Genomic DNA, 20287 nt, shown 5'->3' with positions numbered 1-20287 from the left:
AGGGGGAGTCAAACATGGCAATACGCGACATATTTAACGCAAATCGAAAAAAGAAACAGGATGGTCAGGAAAAGGCATTTCCAGAAGGACTCATGACAAAATGTCCAGAATGCCGTCATATTCAGTTAACAAAAGAATTAGAAAAGCATCATAAAGTATGCACGAAGTGTGGCCATCATTTTAAAATGACTGCACAAGAGCGTGTTGACTATTTCTTAGATGAAGGATCATTTGTTTCTATGGACGACCATTTACAAACAAGTAATCCACTTAATTTCCCTGCCTATGTTGAGAAAATTAATGCAGATCAACAAAAAACAGGTCTAAATGAGGCTGTATTGACAGGTTTAGGTACGCTTGATGGAGAAGAGGTTGTAGTAGCGATAATGGATTCCCATTTCCGTATGGGATCAATGGGCTCTGTTGTTGGAGAAAAAATAACACGTGCTGTTGAAAAAGCAACCGAATTAGGTGTGCCGTTTATTATTTTCACTGCAAGTGGTGGAGCTCGTATGCAAGAAGGTGTTCTTTCTTTAATGCAAATGGCGAAAACAAGTGTTGCTTTAAAACGTCATAGCAATCAAGGCTTATTATTTATTTCAATCTTAACGCACCCAACTACTGGTGGTGTTTCTGCAAGCTTTGCCTCTGTGGGGGATATCAATATTGCAGAACCTCAGGCACTAATCGGCTTTGCAGGAAGACGTGTAATCGAAGAAACGGTAAGAGAAAAACTACCGAGTGATTTCCAAACAGCAGAATTTTTATTAGAGCATGGTCAACTGGATGCCATTTTCCATCGTAAAGATTTACGGAAACAAGTATCTGTGCTTGTAAAAATGCATACGAAAGGTGGCGTGCAACATGTCTAAAAATTTAGCTTTTGAAGAGCCAGTAGTTCAACTGCGCGAAAAAATTGATGAATTAAAAACAATTGCTGCTGAAGCGGACGTAGATATGACAGGGGAGATTGAAAAACTAGAAACGCGTTTAACGCAACTCGAGCAATCAATCTATGCCAATATGAAGCCGTGGGATCGCGTGCAAGTAGCAAGACATCCTGAACGTCCGACAACTCTACAGTATATTGAAGCTATATGTGAGAACTTTATTGAATTACACGGAGATCGTACGTTTGGAGATGATGCAGCGATTCTAGGCGGTATTGCCATTTTTGAAGGACAACCTGTCACTGTTATTGGACACCAACGTGGTAAATCAACGAAAGAAAATATTCGTCGTAATTTTGGTATGCCCCATCCAGAAGGTTATCGTAAAGCGTTACGCTTAATGAAACAAGCAGAGAAATTTAATCGCCCAATCATTTGTTTCATTGATACAAAAGGTGCCTACCCTGGTAAAGCAGCAGAAGAGCGTGGTCAGAGTGAGGCGATAGCTCGTAATTTAGTAGAAATGGCGGGATTATCAGTACCAGTCATTAGCATCGTTATTGGAGAAGGCGGTAGTGGTGGTGCCCTAGCTTTAGGTGTAGCAAATCGCGTTTACATGTTAGAGAACTCTACTTATTCTGTTATATCTCCAGAAGGTGCTGCTTCAATATTATGGCGTGATGGTAGCCTTGCTAAGCAAGCAGCTGAAGCAATGCGAATTACTGCCCCTGATTTAAAAGAGCTTGGTGTGATTGATGGTATTATTCCTGAGATAACTGGCGGAGCACATCGCAATGTGGCGAAGCAGGCAATCTATATAAAAGAATGTATTAGCGACACACTAAAAGCATTAAATTCTTTAAATGGTGAGCAATTAATTGAAGATCGATATGATAAATTTAAAAAAATCGGACAATATATAGAAGAATAGACAAATCACATGGCGATGCTCTAAAGGTCTAATCCGTTAAATTAAAGCGAAATATTTTTATAAAATGTTAAATTTTAGATGCTTTGTGATGGAAAGAGTGTGTGAAAGCGCATTCTTTTCATTTTTTATGTAAAAGTTATGTTTTTCTAGCTTCAGAACCCTTACATAGTTTGTTTTTTCGTGTTAATGTGAATAATATTAGATAACACTGCAGGAGGTTGTTCGACAATGAAAAAAATTGCCGTATTAACAAGTGGTGGAGATGCCCCTGGCATGAACGCAGCCATTCGAGCAGTCGTTCGTAAGGCAGCTTATCACGGAATGGATGTTGTAGGAATTAAGCATGGTTATGAAGGTTTAATAAAAGGATCTTTTGAGCCGCTCGATTTAGGTTCTGTAGGTGGCATCATTCAAAGAGGAGGTACCAATTTATTTTCAGCACGGTGCCCTGAATTTAAGGAAGATGCTGTTCAACAGCAAGCAATTGCTAATATGCGTGAAGCAGGTATCGAAGGGTTAGTTGTTATCGGGGGTGATGGTTCTTACCGAGGTGCAATGGATCTTGTAAAAAAAGGTTTTCCAGCTGTTGGAGTGCCTGGCACAATTGATAATGATGTTCCTGGAACAGAATACACAATTGGCTTTGACACCGCGCTCAATACAGTCGTAGAATCAATCGATAAAATTCGTGATACAGCGACTTCCCATGAAAATTCTTTTATTGTTGAAGTAATGGGGCGAGATGCAGGTGATATCGCATTATGGGCAGGGCTTGCAGCAGGTGCTGAAACGGTCTTAATTCCTGAAGAAGAATATGATTTAGACGACATCGTATCACGCTTAGAGCGTGGTGAAGCACGAGGGAAAAAGCATAGTATCATTATTGTGGCAGAGGGTGTAATGTCAGGTGGCGAGTTGGCAAAATTACTGAAAGAAAAGACGGGAAAAGAGACGCGAGTTTCGGTTCTTGGTCATATTCAACGCGGTGGTTCTCCAACGGCACGTGATCGTGTCCTCGCAAGTCAATTTGGTGCACATGCGGTAGAATTATTAATGGAAGGTAAATCTGGTCGAGCTGTAGGAATACGCAACCATACAGTCATTGACTACGATATGCCAGAGGCTTTTGAAAAGAATCATGAGTCTGATGTAAGTTTATATACTTTAATGAAAGAACTATCAATATAATTTTGCGTAAAACGGAGTGGGCAGAGAATGAGAAAAACAAAAATCGTATGTACAATTGGTCCGGCAAGTGAGTCACCAGAAATTTTAGAAAAACTAATTGAAGCAGGTATGAATGTAGCTCGCTTGAATTTTTCACATGGTTCACATGAAGAACATGAAGTGCGTATTAATTTAATTCGTGAAGTTGCAAACAAATTAGGGAAACCAGTAGGTATTTTGCTCGACACAAAAGGACCTGAAATTCGTACGCATAACATGCAAAATGGGGAACTACATTTAAAAGCAGGTCAGGTAATCGACATTTCGATGACGGAAGTAGAAGGAACAGAGGCAAGTTTTTCTATTACGTATGAACGACTGATCGAAGACGTACAACAAAACTCAATTATTTTATTAGATGATGGCTTAATTCAATTACGTGTGTTAGCAACAGATAAGGAAAAAGGGCTTATTCACACAATAGTAGAAAATGCAGGTGTCTTAAAAAATAAAAAGGGTGTTAACGTCCCTGGGGTTTCAGTTCAACTACCTGGAATTACTGAAAAAGATGCACAGGATATTCTATTTGGTATTAAACAAGGTGTGGATTTCATTGCAGCTTCATTCGTTCGACGAGCTAAGGATGTTTTAGAAATTCGCGAATTACTTGAGCAAAATGGCGGTAGTCATATTCAAATTATCCCGAAAATCGAGAACCAAGAAGGTGTCGATAATATCGACGAAATCATTTTAGTCTCTGACGGATTAATGGTTGCACGTGGTGACTTAGGCGTAGAAATTCCAGCTGAAGAGGTACCATTAGTTCAAAAGAAATTAATCTTAAAATGTAACCAAGTTGGTAAACCAGTTATTACGGCAACTCAAATGTTAGACTCCATGCAACGTAATCCTCGTCCAACACGAGCTGAAGCAAGTGACGTTGCGAACGCCATTTTTGATGGAACAGATGCGATTATGCTATCTGGTGAAACAGCAGCAGGGACATACCCAGTTGAATCCGTACAAACAATGAACAAAATTGCACAACGTACAGAAGATTCATTAGATTATAAAGCAATCGTTTCTACACGTAGTCGTGAAAAAGAAGCGAATATGACAGAGGCTATTTCTCAGGCGGTAGCATATACTTCAATAAACTTAGGCGTAAAAGCTGTACTAGCGCCAACAGAAAGTGGAAACACGGCTAGAATGATTGCAAAATATCGTCCTGGTGTGCCGATTGTCGCTGTTACTGGCTCTGAAAACACTGCAAATACACTAACACTTGTTTGGGGTGTTTATCCTGTAGTTTGTCAACGTGTTACAACGACAGACGAAATTTTAGAACTAGCAGTTGACGAAAGCTTGAAGCATGGTTTTGTAAATCATGGTGATGCAGTTGTTATTACAGCAGGTGTTCCTGTAGGGGAAGCTGGTACTACAAACTTAATGAAAGTACACATTATTGGCGATTTACTTGCGCGTGGTCAAGGAATTGGCAAAGCGTCAGTAATTGGTAATACAGTAGTAGCAAAAAATGCAGCTGAGGCATTGGCTTATGATACAGAAGGATGTATTTTAGTAACAGTCGGTTCAGATCGTGATATGATGCCAGCTATTGAAAAGTGTATCGGGCTAATTACAGAGGAAGGCGGACTGACAAGTCATGCCGCTGTAGTAGGGTTAAGTCTTGGTATTCCTGTAATCGTAGGTGTAAAAGAAGCAACAACATTAATTCGCCACGGTCAAGAAATAACAATGGATGCTGAAACAGGTGTTATTTATAAGGGACATGCCAGCGTACTTTAATAGATAATAAAAAGGCTCTAGTATGGGGTAACCGTACTAGAGCCTTTTAAATAACAATGAAATTTAGTATTTACGCCTGTTTATTTTTTAGTTGAAACTTATTGGGCTATAATAACGTATAGAAGGTATAGCTTTTTCAATAGAAAGGAGAAAAATATGAAAAAATTTTTTCTTAGTTTTGTTGTATATGCATTAGCCGAACTGGCGTTATTAATAGTTATTGGTCAAAATATTGGTGTTTTCAATACATTATTGCTTGTTGTCGCAACGACTATCATTGGCATTTATATAGCGAAAAATAAAGGTATCAATTCAGTGAAAAACGTAAAACATATGGTAGCGCGAGGAGAAGCCCCTGGACCAGCACTAGTGGATGCAATGTTGAATTTTAGTGGCGGTGTGCTTTTGGCATTGCCAGGTTTTATAACAGATATAATTGGTTTATTAATGCTACTACCAGTGACACGTAAATTGTTCCAACCACTTGTATTTTATTGGATGCGTAAAAAAATGAAAAAAGGTCAATTTATTATCGTTCAAAAATAGACTTTTCTTTCAGCTTAACAGCTAAAAATAAAAAAATTGGGCTGAGTAAAATACCATAAAAACCAAATAATAAGATGGAGGCAGCGCTGATGAAAAACGTATGAAACGTTCGTAATTGCAACGTATTTGACCAAAGCATTGATTCAGCCAGCTGCCTTGTTAATTGAACAAACAAATACAAAAGTAAAATTGCACCACATAAAAAGGTATTGCCATTGAAATAGAAGTAAATGCTCATTGGTACAAGAAAGACGCCGATACCAAAGAAGGGCAGTACATCTGCAAATGCTACAATGAATGCTTTAATAATGGCTTGTTCAAATTGAAATATCATAAAGCCCGCGCAAAGTATAAGTAATGTTATCGTAAATAATTGAAATTCTACGAATACAAAGTAATGGAAAAGTTGCATGACTTTCGAAAAATGAGATTGCCATTGATTTCTATATTTTTTGGGGACATATTGAAAGAACCAGTAACGAGATTTTCTTGTTTCGATTAATGCAAAATAATATGCTACAAGGAATATAAAAACTTCAATGACATGCTTCATAAATATTTGAAATAAATTTGCTGTATAAACGACGATAGAATCGAAAATAGACATTGATTTTTCTTGCAAAAACTGTATAAATATTGATTCATACTCAGTGAACAATGGAAAGTTTTGAAGTGTGTCACGTATTTCAGGAAAAATGAGTATAATACTGTTTATTGAGATGACTATGAGGAGAACTATACAAGAAAGTATCAATATTTCTACGATAATAGCGGCAATCCAGTAATTGATTTTAATGTACTTATGAAGGAAATTCATTATAGGATAGGTTGTAAATGATAAAAATATAGCAAGTGATACAGGTAAAACGAACCAAAGAATCACTAAATAAAAAACAAATAATAAAACATTAATAGTTCTTTCGTATGAAAAATATTTAATATTCCTCATTTTAACAAATTCACCCCAATTCAAATGAAAATACATTGTCAAAATATACAAAATACCCTCTTTAGTACGCTTATATAGTCGCTCGTCCGACTTTTTCTTAATTTGAAGGTTTTTCATTCACAAAGCTGTCAAAAATGATTATAATAACAATGTAAGCGATTTACTTAATGGTTCATGTGAGCAAAAACGTAAATGCTAAGGTTGAAAAAGCGTTTACAACAAAAATTATTAGTATGAGGGAGCGATAATTTATGTCAGCAACAAAAGGATTAGAAGGTATCGTAGCAGCGGAATCTAAAATCAGTTCAATTATCGATGACACACTTACATATGTTGGTTACAACATTGATGATTTAGCAGATAACGCATCATTTGAAGAGGTAATTTACCTACTTTGGCATACTCGTTTACCTAAAGCGGACGAGCTTGCTGAATTAAAACAACAATTGGCAGACAACATGGCTATTCCACAAGCAATTGTAGACCAATTCAAAACGTACCCACTTTCAACTGTACATCCAATGGCTGCACTTCGTACGGCAGTATCTTTACTTGGTGTATTCGATGAAGAAGCGGATGTTATGGATCCAGAAGCTAACTACCGTAAAGCAATTCGTCTACAAGCTAAAATTGCAACTGTTGTTACTGCATTTGCGCGTGTACGTAAAGGTTTAGAGCCAATTCAACCTAAAGCAGAACTTAGCTATGCAGCAAACTTCCTATATATGTTAAAAGGTGAAGAGCCAGCACCAATCGAAATAGAAGCATTCGATAAAGCGTTAGTATTACATGCTGACCATGAATTAAATGCATCAACATTTACTGCACGTGTATGTGTAGCTACATTATCAGATGTTTATTCTGGTGTAACTGCAGCTATCGGCGCATTAAAAGGACCACTTCACGGCGGTGCAAATGAGCAAGTTATGAAGATGTTAACTGAAATTGGTTCTCTTGAAAACGTTGAATCTTACATTCAAAATAAATTAGATAACAAAGAAAAAATCATGGGCTTCGGTCACCGCGTATACCGCAAAGGCGACCCACGTGCACCACACTTACGTGTAATGTCACAAAAATTAACTGAACTAACTGGTAAACCAGAGCTTTATGAAATGTCAGTTAAAATCCATGACATGATTGTTGAACAAAAGAAATTACCTGCAAACGTAGACTTCTTCTCTGCATCAGTGTACGATTCTTTAGGCATCGATCATGACTTATTCACACCAATCTTTGCAGTTTCACGTACTTCTGGTTGGGTAGCACATATTCTTGAGCAATATGCTAACAACCGCCTGATCCGTCCACGTGCTGAGTATGTTGGACCAGGTATGCAAAAATATGTTCCAATCAGCGAGCGCTAATTTGGAAAATATGCTAGAATATTTGGGACTGTGTTACCTATAACACAGTCCTATGATTATGAATTTAGGAGGCAACAACAATGTCAAACAAAATTGTAGTTGAAAACGGCGTACTTAATGTACCAAACAATCCAGTAATCCCATTCATCGAAGGTGATGGAATCGGTCCAGATATTTGGGCAGCAGCATCTCGCGTAATTGACGCAGCTGTAGAAAAAGCTTACAACGGTGAAAAGAAAATCGAATGGTTAGAAGTTCTAGCTGGTGAAAAAGCATTCAACCAAACTGGTGAATGGTTACCACAAGAAACTTTAGATAAAATTAACGAATACCTAATTGCAATTAAAGGCCCTCTTACTACTCCAATCGGTGGTGGTATCCGCTCTCTAAACGTAGCATTACGTCAACAACTTGATTTATATGTTTGCCTACGTCCAGTTCGTCACTTTGATGGAGTACCTTCTCCAGTTAAACGCCCAGAAGACGTTGATATGGTTATCTTCCGCGAAAACACAGAAGACATCTATGCTGGTATCGAATTCGAATCTGGCTCTGAACAAGCTAAAAAAATCATCAACTTCTTACAATCAGAATTTGGCGTAAATCAAATCCGTTTCCCAGAAACTTCAGGTATCGGTGTAAAACCAGTATCTAAAGAAGGTACTGAGCGTTTAGTTCGTTCTGCTATCGAATATGCAATTAAACATAACCGTCCATCTGTGACACTAGTTCACAAAGGAAACATCATGAAATTCACTGAAGGTGGATTCAAAAAATGGGGTTATGAATTAGCTGAAACTGAATTTGCTGATCAAACATTCACTTGGAACCAATATGATGCAATCAAAGCTGACCAAGGTGAAGAAGCAGCAAACAAAGCACAAGCTGAAGCTTTAGCATCTGGTAAAATCTTAGTAAAAGATTCTATCGCTGATATCTTCTTACAACAAATCTTAACTCGTCCAACTGAGTTCGATGTAGTAGCTACAATGAACTTAAATGGTGACTATATTTCTGATGCATTAGCTGCACAAGTTGGTGGTATCGGTATTGCTCCAGGTGCGAACATTAACTACGTAACAGGTCACGCAATCTTCGAAGCTACTCACGGTACAGCTCCAAAATATGCTGGTCAAGATAAAGTAAACCCATCTTCAGTATTACTTTCAGGTGTATTAATGCTTGAACACTTAGGATGGCAAGAAGCAGCTGACATGATCACTAAATCTGTTGAGAATACAATCTCTTCAAAAGTTGTAACTTATGACTTTGCTCGTTTAATGGACGGCGCTAAAGAAGTGAAATGTTCAGAATTCGCTAACGAACTAATTAAAAACCTATAATTTTTACGAAGCTGTAAAAATTATCACTGTAACAAACTAGCGTGGTTAACAGATATTTGTTTAATGTAAAATTGGTTTGCTACAGTAATATTAGTACCTGGTTTAATGGAGGGAGAGAGAATTTATTCTCCTCCCTTTTTTAGCATACAACCTAAAAAAGGAGCGTATTCAAATGACTTTGAAACGTAAAAAAATCTCAGTAATCGGTGGCGGATTCACCGGCGCTACTGCAGCATTTTTAGCAGCACAAAAGGAACTTGGCGATGTTGTATTAGTAGATATTCCACAAGCTGAAAACCCAACAAAAGGTAAAGCTTTAGACATGTGGGAAGCTGCTCCAATACAAGGTTTTGATTCTTTTGTTAAAGGTACTTCTAACTATGCAGACACTGCAGATTCTGATGTAGTAATTATTACTGCGGGTATTGCCCGTAAACCTGGCATGAGCCGTGACGACTTAGTTCAAATTAACCAAGGTGTTATGAAGACTGTTTCAAAGGAAATCGCCGCTCATTCGCCAAATGCAACCATTATCGTATTAACAAACCCTGTTGATGCAATGACTTACACAGTATTCAAAGAAACGGGTTTTCCTAAAAATCGAGTAATCGGTCAATCTGGTGTACTTGATACTGCTCGTTTCTGCGCTTTTGTTGCGGAAGAGCTAAACATCTCTGTAAAAGACATCACTGGTTTTGTATTAGGTGGCCATGGTGACACAATGGTGCCACTTACTCGTTATTCATTTGCTGGCGGTATTCCTTTAGAAACTTTAATCGCCCCAGAGCGTTTAGAAGCAATCGTTGACCGGACGCGCAATGGTGGTGCAGAAATCGTGAACTTACTTGGAAATGGTTCTGCCTACTATGCTCCAGCAGCAGCACTTATTGAAATGGCTGAAGCAATTATTAAAGATCAAAAGCGTATCCTACCATCAATCGCATACTTAGAAGGCGAATATGGGTACAACGATATTTATTTAGGAGTACCAACATTACTAGGTGCAAATGGTATCGAAAAAATCTTTGAGCTTGAATTAACTGACAAAGAAAAGGCAGCATTGGATAACTCTGCTGAAGCCGTAAAAGCAGTTATGAAAGTTTTAGCTTAATAAAAGCTTATGAAATCGAGTAGGAATCATTCTTACTCGATTTTTTTTTATACATAAAGAAACTGTAAAAACAGCCTCTATTGTTCTTCATAATATGCATACACATAAAATGGTTATTCTGCTTTTCATTGTACTTTTAGAATAAAATTGATACTATGAAGGTAGTATGATAGAAAAGGGGTTGGCGTATCTTTGCTTCAAAAGAACAGTAAGCTAGGTCTCACTATTGATGAAATTACAGTTGGCGAGAAGATTCATATTACTGAAAAAATAGAAGATAAGGATTTATTGCTTTATTTAGGACTTACAAATGATAATAATCCGCTTTATATTCAACATGATTATGCAGCGATGACGCCTTTTAAAAAGCCGATTGTACCAACTATTATGTTAAATGGTATTATTACGTCAGCTGTGTCGAAGTATATTCCAGGACCTGGTGCGCGTATTATAGAACAACATTTAAGCTATTTAGGGCCACTCTATCATTATGAATTATTCGATACGCTTTTAGAGGTAACAGCAGTAAATAAAGTACAGAATACCATTACCGTATCTGTGCTCTCCTATAATGAACAAAAGCAGCTTGTAATTGAAGGTACATTGCTGGTGACACCACCACTGGCATTATAGCGAGCGTCTTGAGATTTGAAATGGGGGTTTCAAATCACTAACGGAGGCAATATACATGACAAAAACCATTTTAGTTGTAGAAGATGAATTTTCTATTGCGACCTTATTAAAATATAATTTAGAACAGGCTGGCTATTTAGTTGAAACAGCAGCAGACGGTTTAGAAGGGTTAAATAAAGCAATGGAAATACAGCCTGACTTAATCCTTTTAGACTTGATGCTTCCTAAGCTGGATGGCATGGAAGTTTGTAAACAAATTCGTCAACAACGTATGAATACACCAATCATTATGCTAACAGCAAAAGATGATGAGTTCGATAAGGTGCTTGGTTTGGAGCTAGGGGCAGATGATTATATGACAAAACCCTTTAGTCCACGGGAAGTTTTAGCTCGTGTCAAAGCAGTCTTAAGAAGATTTACACAAAATGTTGTAATAGAGGATAAGGATGAGCCTCAAGAAAAAATGTATGAGTTTGGTCAACTACGCGTATATCCTGAGCGTTTTGAAGTATTTTTACAAGAAGAAGCACTTGAATTTACACCAAAGGAATTTGAGCTACTCATTTATTTACTAGAAAATAAAAACCGTGTATTAACTCGTGATCAGTTATTGAGTGCTGTTTGGAAATATGATTTTGCAGGCGATACTCGTATTGTGGATGTGCATATTAGTCACCTCCGCGATAAAATTGAAGAAAATAGTCGTAAACCTATGTTTATCAAAACAATTCGTGGTCTTGGCTATAAATTTGAGGAGCCAAAAACTTCATGAAATCAATGAGCAACCGCTTATTCTTGACATTCATGCTCTCGCTCGGAACAATTCTTGCTGTCCTAATGATTGTTATAGGTCAGCTTTTTCCTGTTTATGTAGAACAATACAATGATCGATCGAGTTCATATAGTCAAGAAGCAATGGAAAAAGTACTTGATGAACGGCAAATTTCCTTATCTGAGAAAGATAAGAAAGCTTTATTTGCAGCTCAAACAATCGAAATGAAGGACTCACTGCTGTCATATGTACGTGCCCGGCTTTATGGTGTGTTAGCGATTTTATTTACAATTACGCTTATATTAATTGCTGTTGTAAGCCGCTATATGATTCGAAATTTCACCGCACCAATTGATAATGTGACCGAAACGGCACTTGAATTGGCAAAAGGAAATTATCGTGCCCGTGCACACGAAAATGAGCATGAGCGCATGATGCCACTGAGTCACTCTATCAATATTTTAGCGCGTAATTTACAGGATATTACGACGATAAGAGAGGTAGAGGAAGAAAGGCTAAAAACGTTAATTGAAAACATGGGTAGCTCACTTATGATGATTGGTCGTGAAGGCAACATTTCAATCGTCAATCGAGTATTTTTAGAACGTTTTGGCATGCAACTTGAGAATGTGCAAGGAAAAGTCTTCCGCACGATTGGTTTACCGAAAACGCTTGAGCAATTTATTGACCACGTGTTTTTAACGGAAATGCCCTATCGACAACAAATAAAGATGGAAGTACAACAAGAGCTATACAATAAAGAAGTATATGGTGCACCAGTAATTGGTGATCACGGACGATGGCTAGGCGTTGTCATTGTCATGCACGATATTACGGAGCTTGTTCGACTAGAGCAAATTCGTAAAGATTTTGTAGCCAATGTATCGCATGAACTACGTACACCGATTACATCGATTAAAGGCTTTTCTGAAACACTACTGGATGGTGCCTATAAAGATGAAAAGATGCTGCTATCTTTTTTAGAAATTATGCATAAGGAGAGCAATCGGCTACAAATGCTCATCCAAGATTTATTAGAGCTGTCTAAAATTGAACAACATGGTTTCACTGTAAATATTATGCCAATGGGCTTGCAGGATGTACTTATACGTGGAGCAGAATTAACAGGGCCGCGGCTCGATGAAAAAAATATGAGCTTTCAAGTGGATATTGCCCGTGATGTAGAAGTAATGGGGGATGCCAATCGGGTTATTCAAATTGTCACGAATCTAATTACAAACGCGATTACGTATTCACCTGAAAATACAACAGTAACGATTCGCTTGAAGGAAAATGACACATATGGAATTATTGAAATTGAAGATGAAGGTATCGGCATAGAAAAGAATGAAATTGCACGCGTCTTTGAACGTTTTTATCGTGTCGATCGTGCACGTAGCAGAAATTCTGGTGGAACTGGTTTGGGGCTAGCCATTGTGAAGCATCTAGTGGAGGCACATCATGGACGGATTCAGGTAGAAAGTAAAGTGGGCGTTGGCACAAAGATGATTGTAATGATTCCAAAAAAATTAACAAATTCTTTACAATAATAATATATAAGATTCAAAATAGAGGGCTATACTATTTTATAGAAACCCCCTATTTTGTATGATAAAATGAAAATAATTTTGAAATCTAACTATGCTTGTATGAAGATTTTTATGGTTACTACTTTAGCTTCACCACAGAAAGAATCTATTTCCTATTTTGGGGAAATGGATTCTTTTCTGTTTTACACATCAGTGATTTAGGTGTAAAGTATAGTAGCATAAAAAATTGAGAGAAGGTTGACCATGAAAATCGTCAAAAGTTTCGTGCAAATTGGCTATCTTTATATAGTGTTATTTATAGGAAATAGCATTGCGCGTTTACTTCACTTGCCGATTCCAGGTAGTATAATTGGGCTCGTTTTATTATTTTTACTATTACAGTTTCATCTTATTAAACTAGAATGGATCGAGTTAGGCGCAGGATTATTACTTAGTGAATTGTTATTGTTTTTCATTCCTTCAGCGATAGGCGTCATTGATTATGATGCACTAATCGGTATACAAGGTATGAAAGTTGTAGTTGTTATTGTAGTAAGTGCATTCGTCGTGATGTTAGTGACGGGTTTTACTGCACAATGGTTAGAAAGAAAGAAGGGTGACGCTGTATGAGTATAGTTATTGCTGTCATCAGTTTACTAGGAACCATTGCTATTTTTTATGCTTGCAAAGCATTCTATCAAAAGTTTCCTAAAGAATGGCTTACTCCGATATTGATTAGCCCATTAATTATTATTGTATTGTTACTATTAACCGGTACATCTTATGCGTCATATAATGCAGGGGCAAATATTTTGTCCAATTTATTAGGGCCTGCAACGGTTGCATTCGCTGTACCGATTTATAAAAATTTTAATCTATTAAAAAAACATGCTTTTGAAATTATTTTTAGCATTGCTGTCGGGTCGGCTGTTGCAATTGCTTCTTCATTTATCATTGCACGCGTTGTTGGACTAAATGATGAACTTGTTCATAGCTTAGTGCCACGTTCGGTCACTACTCCTATTGCGATGGATATTTCTAATATGATAGGAGGGTCACCTACTCTTACAGCTGTTTTTGTTATGACAACTGGTATATTAGGTAGTTTGATTGCACCAATCGTTATTCGAATATGTCGTTTCCAAAAGCCATCTGCAAGAGGCTTAATGCTTGGGATGGGTGCTCACGGCACTGGTACATCAAAAGCATTTGAATTAGGAGAACTAGAAGGTACCTTTGCTAGTTTAGCGATGATTGTAGCCGCCCTAATAAGTATTGTTTTATCAACAACATTTTTCCCAGTATTAGAGCATCTAGTTATGAATATCCTGTTACCTTAATGGTGACAGGATTTTTTTGTGCCAGGCACACACACAATTCTGAAAATTCCCACGGCACTGCTAGTCGAGTTAACTAAGTAAAAATCCACGTAGACTCCTGCGGGAACGCACGTATTGTAAGATACAACAGGCGACACAACAGCGACGGTTGTGGCTTACATCGTGCCAGCGGAGCGAAGTGGGTTTTTACGATTTAGTAGCCATCTTTTTGCTAGGTGCCGAACGCAACGGAAAACAACTACAGTATTCAAACCCAGGATTTTTTAAGTTTGACTATCTTCTATGTTTACTTTATGAAATTTCGAATCTTTTTAAAAGCTATACCGTATACAATAGTACTAAGCAAAAGGGAGGAACAGACATGAGTGTGAAAAAGACACTAATGATGGTAGGACTTGGGGTTTTCGGCATCGTAGCACTTATCGCTGTATTTACTTCGTGGTACACAGTCGATGAATCGGAGCAGGCTGTTGTTATAACATTTGGTCGTGCCGATGAAACGGTAACAAATCCGGGCTTACATTTGAAAATGCCTTGGCCAATACAATCAGTTGAGATTTTATCGAGAGAAACATTTAGTTTACAGTTTGGGTATAAGCAAGATAAGGAAGGCGAATTAGTCACTTATGATGCAGAAACAAAAATGATTACAGGAGACTCATATATTGTCTTAACAGATCTTGTTGTACAATGGAAAATTACCGATCCTCGTAAGTACTTATTTAATGCACAAAATCCAGAAGAAGTATTACATAGCGCTACATCAAGCGCGATTCGCTCCATAATCGGTAGCTCGACAATTGATGCTGCGCTAACAGATGGAAAAGCAGATATTGAAGCAAAGACAAGAGAATTGCTTGTTTCACTCATAGACAAATATGATATTGGGATTGGTGTATTAGGTGTCAAATTGCAAGATGTAGAATTACCGAATGCAGAGGTACGTGCAGCATTTACAGCCGTAACAGATGCACGCGAGATGAAAAATACAAAAACGAATGAAGCACAAAAATACAAAAACCAACGAATTAGTGAAGCGAATGGTGAAAAGGATGCGATTATTTCAAAAGCAAATGGTGCAAAAACAGCTCGTATTGAGCAAGCTCATGGGGATGTAGCAGTTTTCAATAAAATGTATGAGCAATACAAAGGTAATCAACAAATTACACGCGAACGTTTAATTTTAGAAACTCTTGAAAATGTGTTACCTAAGGCACAAATTTATATTATGAATGATGATGGTAATACGATGAAGTATTTGCCACTACAGGCGTTACAACCAACCACACAACAACAAGCACCAACGGAGCAACAATCATCGCCAGAGAAAAAAGAAGGGAGCGGTAATTAATGGACCAGAAAAATAAAGATCTTGAAAAATTTCTAAGTTTTTTATCGGGGAAATCAAAAAATACTGCTTCTAGTGATGGAGACAAGGTCATTAAGATGTCAAAAAAGGGCCCATTAAATCCTAAAAAGTACATTTCTCTTGTTGTAACATTAACAATTGTTTTTGCTGTTGCGGTTATTCTCTTTGCCAATGTGTATATTGTAAAAGAATCTGAATATGCAGTAGTTCGACAGTTCGGTGAAGTTGTAAAGTTTGAACGTGATCCAGGTTTGAAAATGAAGGTGCCTTTTATTCAAAGCGTGACAACACTGCCGAAAAATCAAATGACTTATAATATTTCCGAGGAAGAGATTAACACGAAGGATAAAAAACGGATTATTATCGATAATTATGCAGTGTGGCGCATTACAGATCCGAAAGCGCTAATCTCCAATGCTGGAACGCTTACGAAGGCGGAATCTAGGATGGCAGAGTTTATTTATTCTGCTATTCGTACAGAACTCGGACAACTAAAATACGAACAAATCATAAATGATGAAAACATAAATGATGACAATACTTCACGAGGTAGTTTAAATGACCGTGTGACAGCACGTGTGAACGAACTATTGCTTAACGATAAATACGGAATTGAAGTAGTTGATGTGCGCATTCGTCGAACAGACTTGCCAGTAGAAAATGAGCAGTCTGTATTTACCCGCATGGTTTCTGAACGTCAATCTACTGCACAGCTATATTTATCTGAAGGTGATGCGGATAAACGCCGTATTGAAGCACAAACAGATAGAGAAGTGCAAGAGATGCTAGCAACAGCTAACAAAGAAGCGGCATTGATTCAAGCGGAAGGAGAAGCGGAGGCAGCAAAAATTTACAATAGCTCATTTTCAAAAGATCCTGAATTTTATTCACTATACCGCACATTAGAATCATATAAGAAAACAGTTGGTGAGGATACGGTCATCATATTGCCTTCAACTTCACCATATGCAAAACTATTATCAGGCTATATAGAATAATATTGTAATCCTTGCAGGGGTTTAATACATTAGTTGATGGTAGTGGAGGTGGTGACCCTTGCGGAAAGCACCCCATAGTAGACATCAACTGTTAGCAAAAAAAGTGTTCGATTGACGGCTGTCATTCTAACACTTTTTCTCTTTTGTTCCGTTTAAAGTGCCTGGCACCAAAACAAAGAAAATAATGCAAACAAATAATTGGTGGTGTTATAGATTGCTATTTTCTGATAAAATGATGATGTTTAGAAATGATAAATGGGGGTAATAGCTGTGAAATTATATTTTAGCACGTGGCTCCAAAATTTAGGGATTGCTTGTAGTATTGCATCGCTTTTTACACTTTTCTTCCGTATAACTGATTTTGCATGGGTGACGAAAAGTGTTTATTATATTCCGGTATTTTTTGTAATTTTGTTTTTATTAGGTTTAGTCATTGCAGAGGATGTACGAAAAGTTTTTAAAAAAATGTTCTGGTACGAGAAACGTAAAGAAAAACGTCCAATTTGGCAAGTTGGAATTGGCTTTATTTTCTTCTTATCACAAATCGGTGTGATTATGGTATTTAGTACAGGGCTAACACATTTAACGCTAGGTGGAATGCCTTTATTTTTCGTTATTGCTTTTATGAATGCCTTCATTATGACGGTTATTTATGAGGAAATATTCCACCGTAAAGAAAGAGTTAATAACGTAAGCCAATAACAGTAGGTGAGTCGATTGCTATATGCAATTGACTTTTTTTATGGATTTAGCAGAAAATACACGTGAATTTTTTATCTGATATGCGTCCTATGATTGGTAAAAAGTTTACTTTCCCGATAAAGTAGAGGAAAGAGCATTTTCAAACATACGTTTTCGTTTTACAATTAAAAGAACGACGACTTCAGGAGGATAATAAAATGACTAAGGAAAAATTACTATTACTAGACGGTAATAGTTTAGCTTACCGTGCATTTTTTGCGTTGCCATTACTAACGAATGATAGCGGCATTCACACGAATGCAGTGTACGGCTTTACAACGATGTTGCAAAGAATTTTGGAGGAAGAGCAACCGACGAAAATGCTCGTTGCTTTTGATGCAGGTAAAACGACGTTCCGTCACGATACATTTACAGAATATAAAGGTGGCCGCCAAAAAACGCCACCAGAACTATCAGAGCAGTTTCCTTATATTCGTAAACTTATCGATGCTTATGGGATTAAGCGTTATGAACTTGAAATGTACGAAGCCGACGATATTATAGGGACATTAGCGAAAGAAGCAGCAGAACAGGATATGGAAGTAATTATCGTGTCAGGAGATCGCGACCTTACCCAGCTGGCAACAGAGAAGGTAACAGTGTACATTACGAAAAAAGGTATTACTGAAATTGAAAAAAATACCCCTTCATTTATTGAAGAAAAGTATGGCTTAACACCTCTTCAAATTATAGATATGAAGGGTCTCATGGGGGATGCTTCGGACAATATACCTGGGGTACCTGGTGTTGGAGAAAAGACAGCTGTTAAATTGCTAAAAGAGCATGGTTCAGTTGAGGCACTATATGAAGCAATGGATACGCTAAAAGCTTCAAAGATGAAAGAAAAGCTAGTTGCAAATGAAGAACAGGCACTTATGAGTAAAAAGCTTGCTACAATTTTTACAGAGGCGCCAATTGAAGTAACTTTTAATGACCTTGCTTACAGTGGGCCAAATGAAGAAGAGCTAATTAGTGTGTGGCAAGAGCTTGGCTTCAAATCACTACTTGAAAAAAGTGATTTTTCTGTGGAAGAAGAACAACGTGCTCCATTTGACTATGACATTATGCAAGAGGTAAAGCCAGAGCAATTAAAGGATGTCATGGCGATTCATTTAGAGTTAGAGGACGAGCATTATCATACATGTCAGCAGTTAGGTATCGCATTAACTGATGGTACTGAAACGTTTTATGTGCCATTCGATGTGGTCTCTTCATCAGATGTACTTCGTCGTTGGCTAGAGGATGCAACTAAAACTAAATATATTTCAGATACGAAGGCAGCGCAGGCAGCTTTGAAACGAGTAGGCATTCGTTTAGCTGGTGTCGAGTTTGACCTATTGCTAGCTTCTTATATCAATAATCCGGCACTAAGCGGTGATGATGTGGCTACACTAGCAAAAGACCTTGGATATCGTGAAGTGCAAGCTAATGAGGCGGTTTATGGAAAAGGAGCAAAACGTGCTATTCCTGCTATCGAAATTTTAGCTGAACATGCCAGTCGAAAAGTGTTTGCTGTGTGGGAATTACAACCTAAGCTAGAGGCATTGCTAAAGGAAAATGAACAGTTTGACTTGTATAAAAACCTAGAACTACCATTGGCTTCGATTTTAAGCGAGATGGAAAGCGAAGGCATCACAGTGAATCGTTCAACACTTGAAACGATGGGGCAAGAGTTGAGTAATAAGCTAGTCGTTATTGAGCAGGAAATTTATGCTGAAGCAGGAGAAGCGTTTAATATTAATTCACCAAAGCAGTTAGGCGTTATACTTTTCGATAAGCTTGGGTTGCCAGTTATTAAAAAAACGAAAACAGGTTATTCCACAGCGGCTGATGTGTTGGAAAAATTAAAGCCTGAACATGCCATTATCGAGCATATTTTATTGTACCGTCAGCTTGGTAAGTTACAATCTACTTACATTGAAGGCTTGCTAAAAGAAATTCATGAAGCGGACAGTAAAGTGCACACACGCTTCCAGCAAGCACTAACGTCAACGGGACGTCTAAGTTCAACCGATCCTAATCTACAAAATATTCCTATACGCTTAGAGGAAGGTCGTAAAATACGTCAGGCATTTGTGCCATCACAAGAAGATTGGATTCTTTTCTCGGCCGACTATTCACAAATCGAATTGCGTGTCTTAGCACATATGTCTGAGGATAAAAACTTAGTGGAAGCTTTCCGTGAAGGCATGGATGTTCATACACGTACAGCTATGGATGTTTTCCATGTTACTGCAGAAGAAGTTGATAGCAATATGCGTAGGGCTGCTAAAGCAGTTAACTTTGGGATTGTTTATGGAATTAGTGACTATGGTTTATCACAAAATTTAGATATTACACGTAAGGAAGCAGCTATTTTTATTGAGAAATATTTCGCCAGCTTCCCAGGTGTTAAAAAATATATGGATGAAATTGTGCAAGATGCCAAGTTTAATGGTTATGTCACAACACTATTAAATCGCCGTCGTTATTTACCGGATATTACTAGTTCGAATTTCAATTTACGTAGTTTTGCGGAGCGTACAGCGATGAATACGCCGATTCAAGGAAGTGCTGCAGACATTATTAAAAAAGCAATGATAGATATGGATGCACGCTTGAAAAAGGAAAACATGCAAGCAAAGCTTCTTTTACAGGTACACGATGAATTAATTTTTGAAGCACCTAGGGAAGAAGTTGCATTACTAGAAAAAATCGTGCCAGAAGTAATGGAACATGCCATTGAACTAAATGTTCCATTGAAAGTGGACTTTGACTTTGGGGCAACATGGTACGATGCAAAGTAAGGAGGG

The 20287-nt window shown here is 37.7% G+C and carries 18 protein-coding genes; 17 read left to right on the top strand and 1 reads right to left on the bottom strand.

Annotation, left to right across the window (positions count from 1 at the left end):
* Nucleotides 1–14: 14 nt before the first annotated feature.
* From accD to ACQKNX_RS12030, 5 genes are all read left to right on the top strand, one after another.
* Nucleotides 15–872: an acetyl-CoA carboxylase, carboxyltransferase subunit beta gene (gene accD, locus ACQKNX_RS12050; protein WP_427429067.1), complete on the top strand. Its 858-nt coding sequence runs from the start codon at nt 15–17 to the stop codon at nt 870–872.
* Entirely contained in the window at nt 865–1821 is a 957-nt protein-coding gene (locus tag ACQKNX_RS12045) for an acetyl-CoA carboxylase carboxyltransferase subunit alpha (RefSeq protein WP_427429066.1), read from the top strand. Before accD ends, ACQKNX_RS12045 begins: the two co-directional genes overlap by 8 nt.
* A 228-nt stretch (nt 1822–2049) precedes the next feature.
* Entirely contained in the window at nt 2050–3009 is a 960-nt protein-coding gene (pfkA, locus tag ACQKNX_RS12040) for a 6-phosphofructokinase (RefSeq protein ID WP_340823072.1), read from the top strand.
* Nucleotides 3010–3036: 27 nt separating this feature from the next.
* Nucleotides 3037–4797: a pyruvate kinase gene (gene pyk / locus ACQKNX_RS12035; protein ID WP_427429065.1), complete on the top strand. Its 1761-nt coding sequence runs from the start codon at nt 3037–3039 to the stop codon at nt 4795–4797.
* 156 nt (nt 4798–4953) lie between these two features.
* Nucleotides 4954–5343: an FxsA family protein gene (locus ACQKNX_RS12030; RefSeq protein WP_172772408.1), complete on the top strand. Its 390-nt coding sequence runs from the start codon at nt 4954–4956 to the stop codon at nt 5341–5343.
* Here ACQKNX_RS12030 and ACQKNX_RS12025 read toward each other — a convergent pair.
* The gene (locus tag ACQKNX_RS12025; protein WP_427429064.1) at nt 5327–6292 is read right to left on the bottom strand and encodes an AI-2E family transporter; all 966 of its coding nucleotides are present in this window, start codon (nt 6290–6292) and stop codon (nt 5327–5329) included. The two genes, ACQKNX_RS12030 and ACQKNX_RS12025, sit on opposite strands and share 17 nt — an antisense overlap.
* A 251-nt stretch (nt 6293–6543) precedes the next feature.
* Between ACQKNX_RS12025 and citZ the strand changes: the two genes are divergently transcribed.
* The 12 genes from citZ (at nt 6544) to polA (ending at nt 20281) form a co-directional block, all read left to right on the top strand.
* Nucleotides 6544–7659: a citrate synthase gene (gene citZ, locus ACQKNX_RS12020; RefSeq protein ID WP_427429063.1), complete on the top strand. Its 1116-nt coding sequence runs from the start codon at nt 6544–6546 to the stop codon at nt 7657–7659.
* Between the two features lie 80 nt (nt 7660–7739).
* A complete protein-coding gene (icd, locus tag ACQKNX_RS12015) occupies nt 7740–9002 on the top strand; it encodes an NADP-dependent isocitrate dehydrogenase (RefSeq protein WP_427429062.1) in 1263 nt (420 codons plus the stop codon).
* Nucleotides 9003–9174: 172 nt separating this feature from the next.
* Nucleotides 9175–10113 (top strand): malate dehydrogenase, encoded by a 939-nt coding sequence (gene mdh, locus ACQKNX_RS12010; RefSeq protein ID WP_401020684.1) that lies wholly within the window; start codon nt 9175–9177, stop codon nt 10111–10113.
* A 192-nt stretch (nt 10114–10305) separates the two neighbouring features.
* Complete coding sequence (locus tag ACQKNX_RS12005; protein ID WP_427429061.1) at nt 10306–10746, top strand: MaoC/PaaZ C-terminal domain-containing protein; 441 nt, start codon at nt 10306–10308, stop codon at nt 10744–10746.
* A 55-nt stretch (nt 10747–10801) separates the two neighbouring features.
* Entirely contained in the window at nt 10802–11518 is a 717-nt protein-coding gene (locus ACQKNX_RS12000; RefSeq protein WP_427429060.1) for a response regulator transcription factor, read from the top strand.
* Entirely contained in the window at nt 11515–13068 is a 1554-nt protein-coding gene (pnpS, locus tag ACQKNX_RS11995) for a two-component system histidine kinase PnpS (protein WP_427429059.1), read from the top strand. Before ACQKNX_RS12000 ends, pnpS begins: the two co-directional genes overlap by 4 nt.
* 243 nt (nt 13069–13311) lie before the next feature.
* A complete protein-coding gene (locus ACQKNX_RS11990; protein WP_401020680.1) occupies nt 13312–13677 on the top strand; it encodes a CidA/LrgA family holin-like protein in 366 nt (121 codons plus the stop codon).
* The gene (locus ACQKNX_RS11985) at nt 13674–14387 is read left to right on the top strand and encodes an LrgB family protein (protein WP_427429058.1); all 714 of its coding nucleotides are present in this window, start codon (nt 13674–13676) and stop codon (nt 14385–14387) included. The genes ACQKNX_RS11990 and ACQKNX_RS11985 overlap by 4 nt, the downstream gene beginning before the upstream one ends.
* 361 nt (nt 14388–14748) lie before the next feature.
* Nucleotides 14749–15738, top strand: a complete 990-nt coding sequence (gene hflK, locus ACQKNX_RS11980; protein ID WP_427429057.1) for an FtsH protease activity modulator HflK — start codon at nt 14749–14751, stop codon at nt 15736–15738.
* Nucleotides 15738–16754: a protease modulator HflC gene (gene hflC / locus ACQKNX_RS11975; protein WP_427429056.1), complete on the top strand. Its 1017-nt coding sequence runs from the start codon at nt 15738–15740 to the stop codon at nt 16752–16754. The genes hflK and hflC overlap by 1 nt, the downstream gene beginning before the upstream one ends.
* A gap of 270 nt (nt 16755–17024) precedes the next feature.
* On the top strand, nt 17025–17456 hold the full coding sequence (locus ACQKNX_RS11970) for a DNA polymerase I (protein ID WP_427429055.1): 432 nt from the start codon (nt 17025–17027) through the stop codon (nt 17454–17456).
* 197 nt (nt 17457–17653) lie between these two features.
* Nucleotides 17654–20281, top strand: coding sequence for a DNA polymerase I (gene polA, locus ACQKNX_RS11965; protein WP_427429054.1), 2628 nt, complete (start codon nt 17654–17656; stop codon nt 20279–20281).
* Nucleotides 20282–20287: the final 6 nt, after the last annotated feature.

The organism is Lysinibacillus sp. NPDC093712 (assembly GCF_050280025.1).
GTDB lineage: Bacteria > Bacillota > Bacilli > Bacillales_A > Planococcaceae > Lysinibacillus.
The sequence above is the reverse complement of the archived record's forward strand: the minus strand, read 5'-3'. Positions and strand labels throughout refer to the sequence as shown.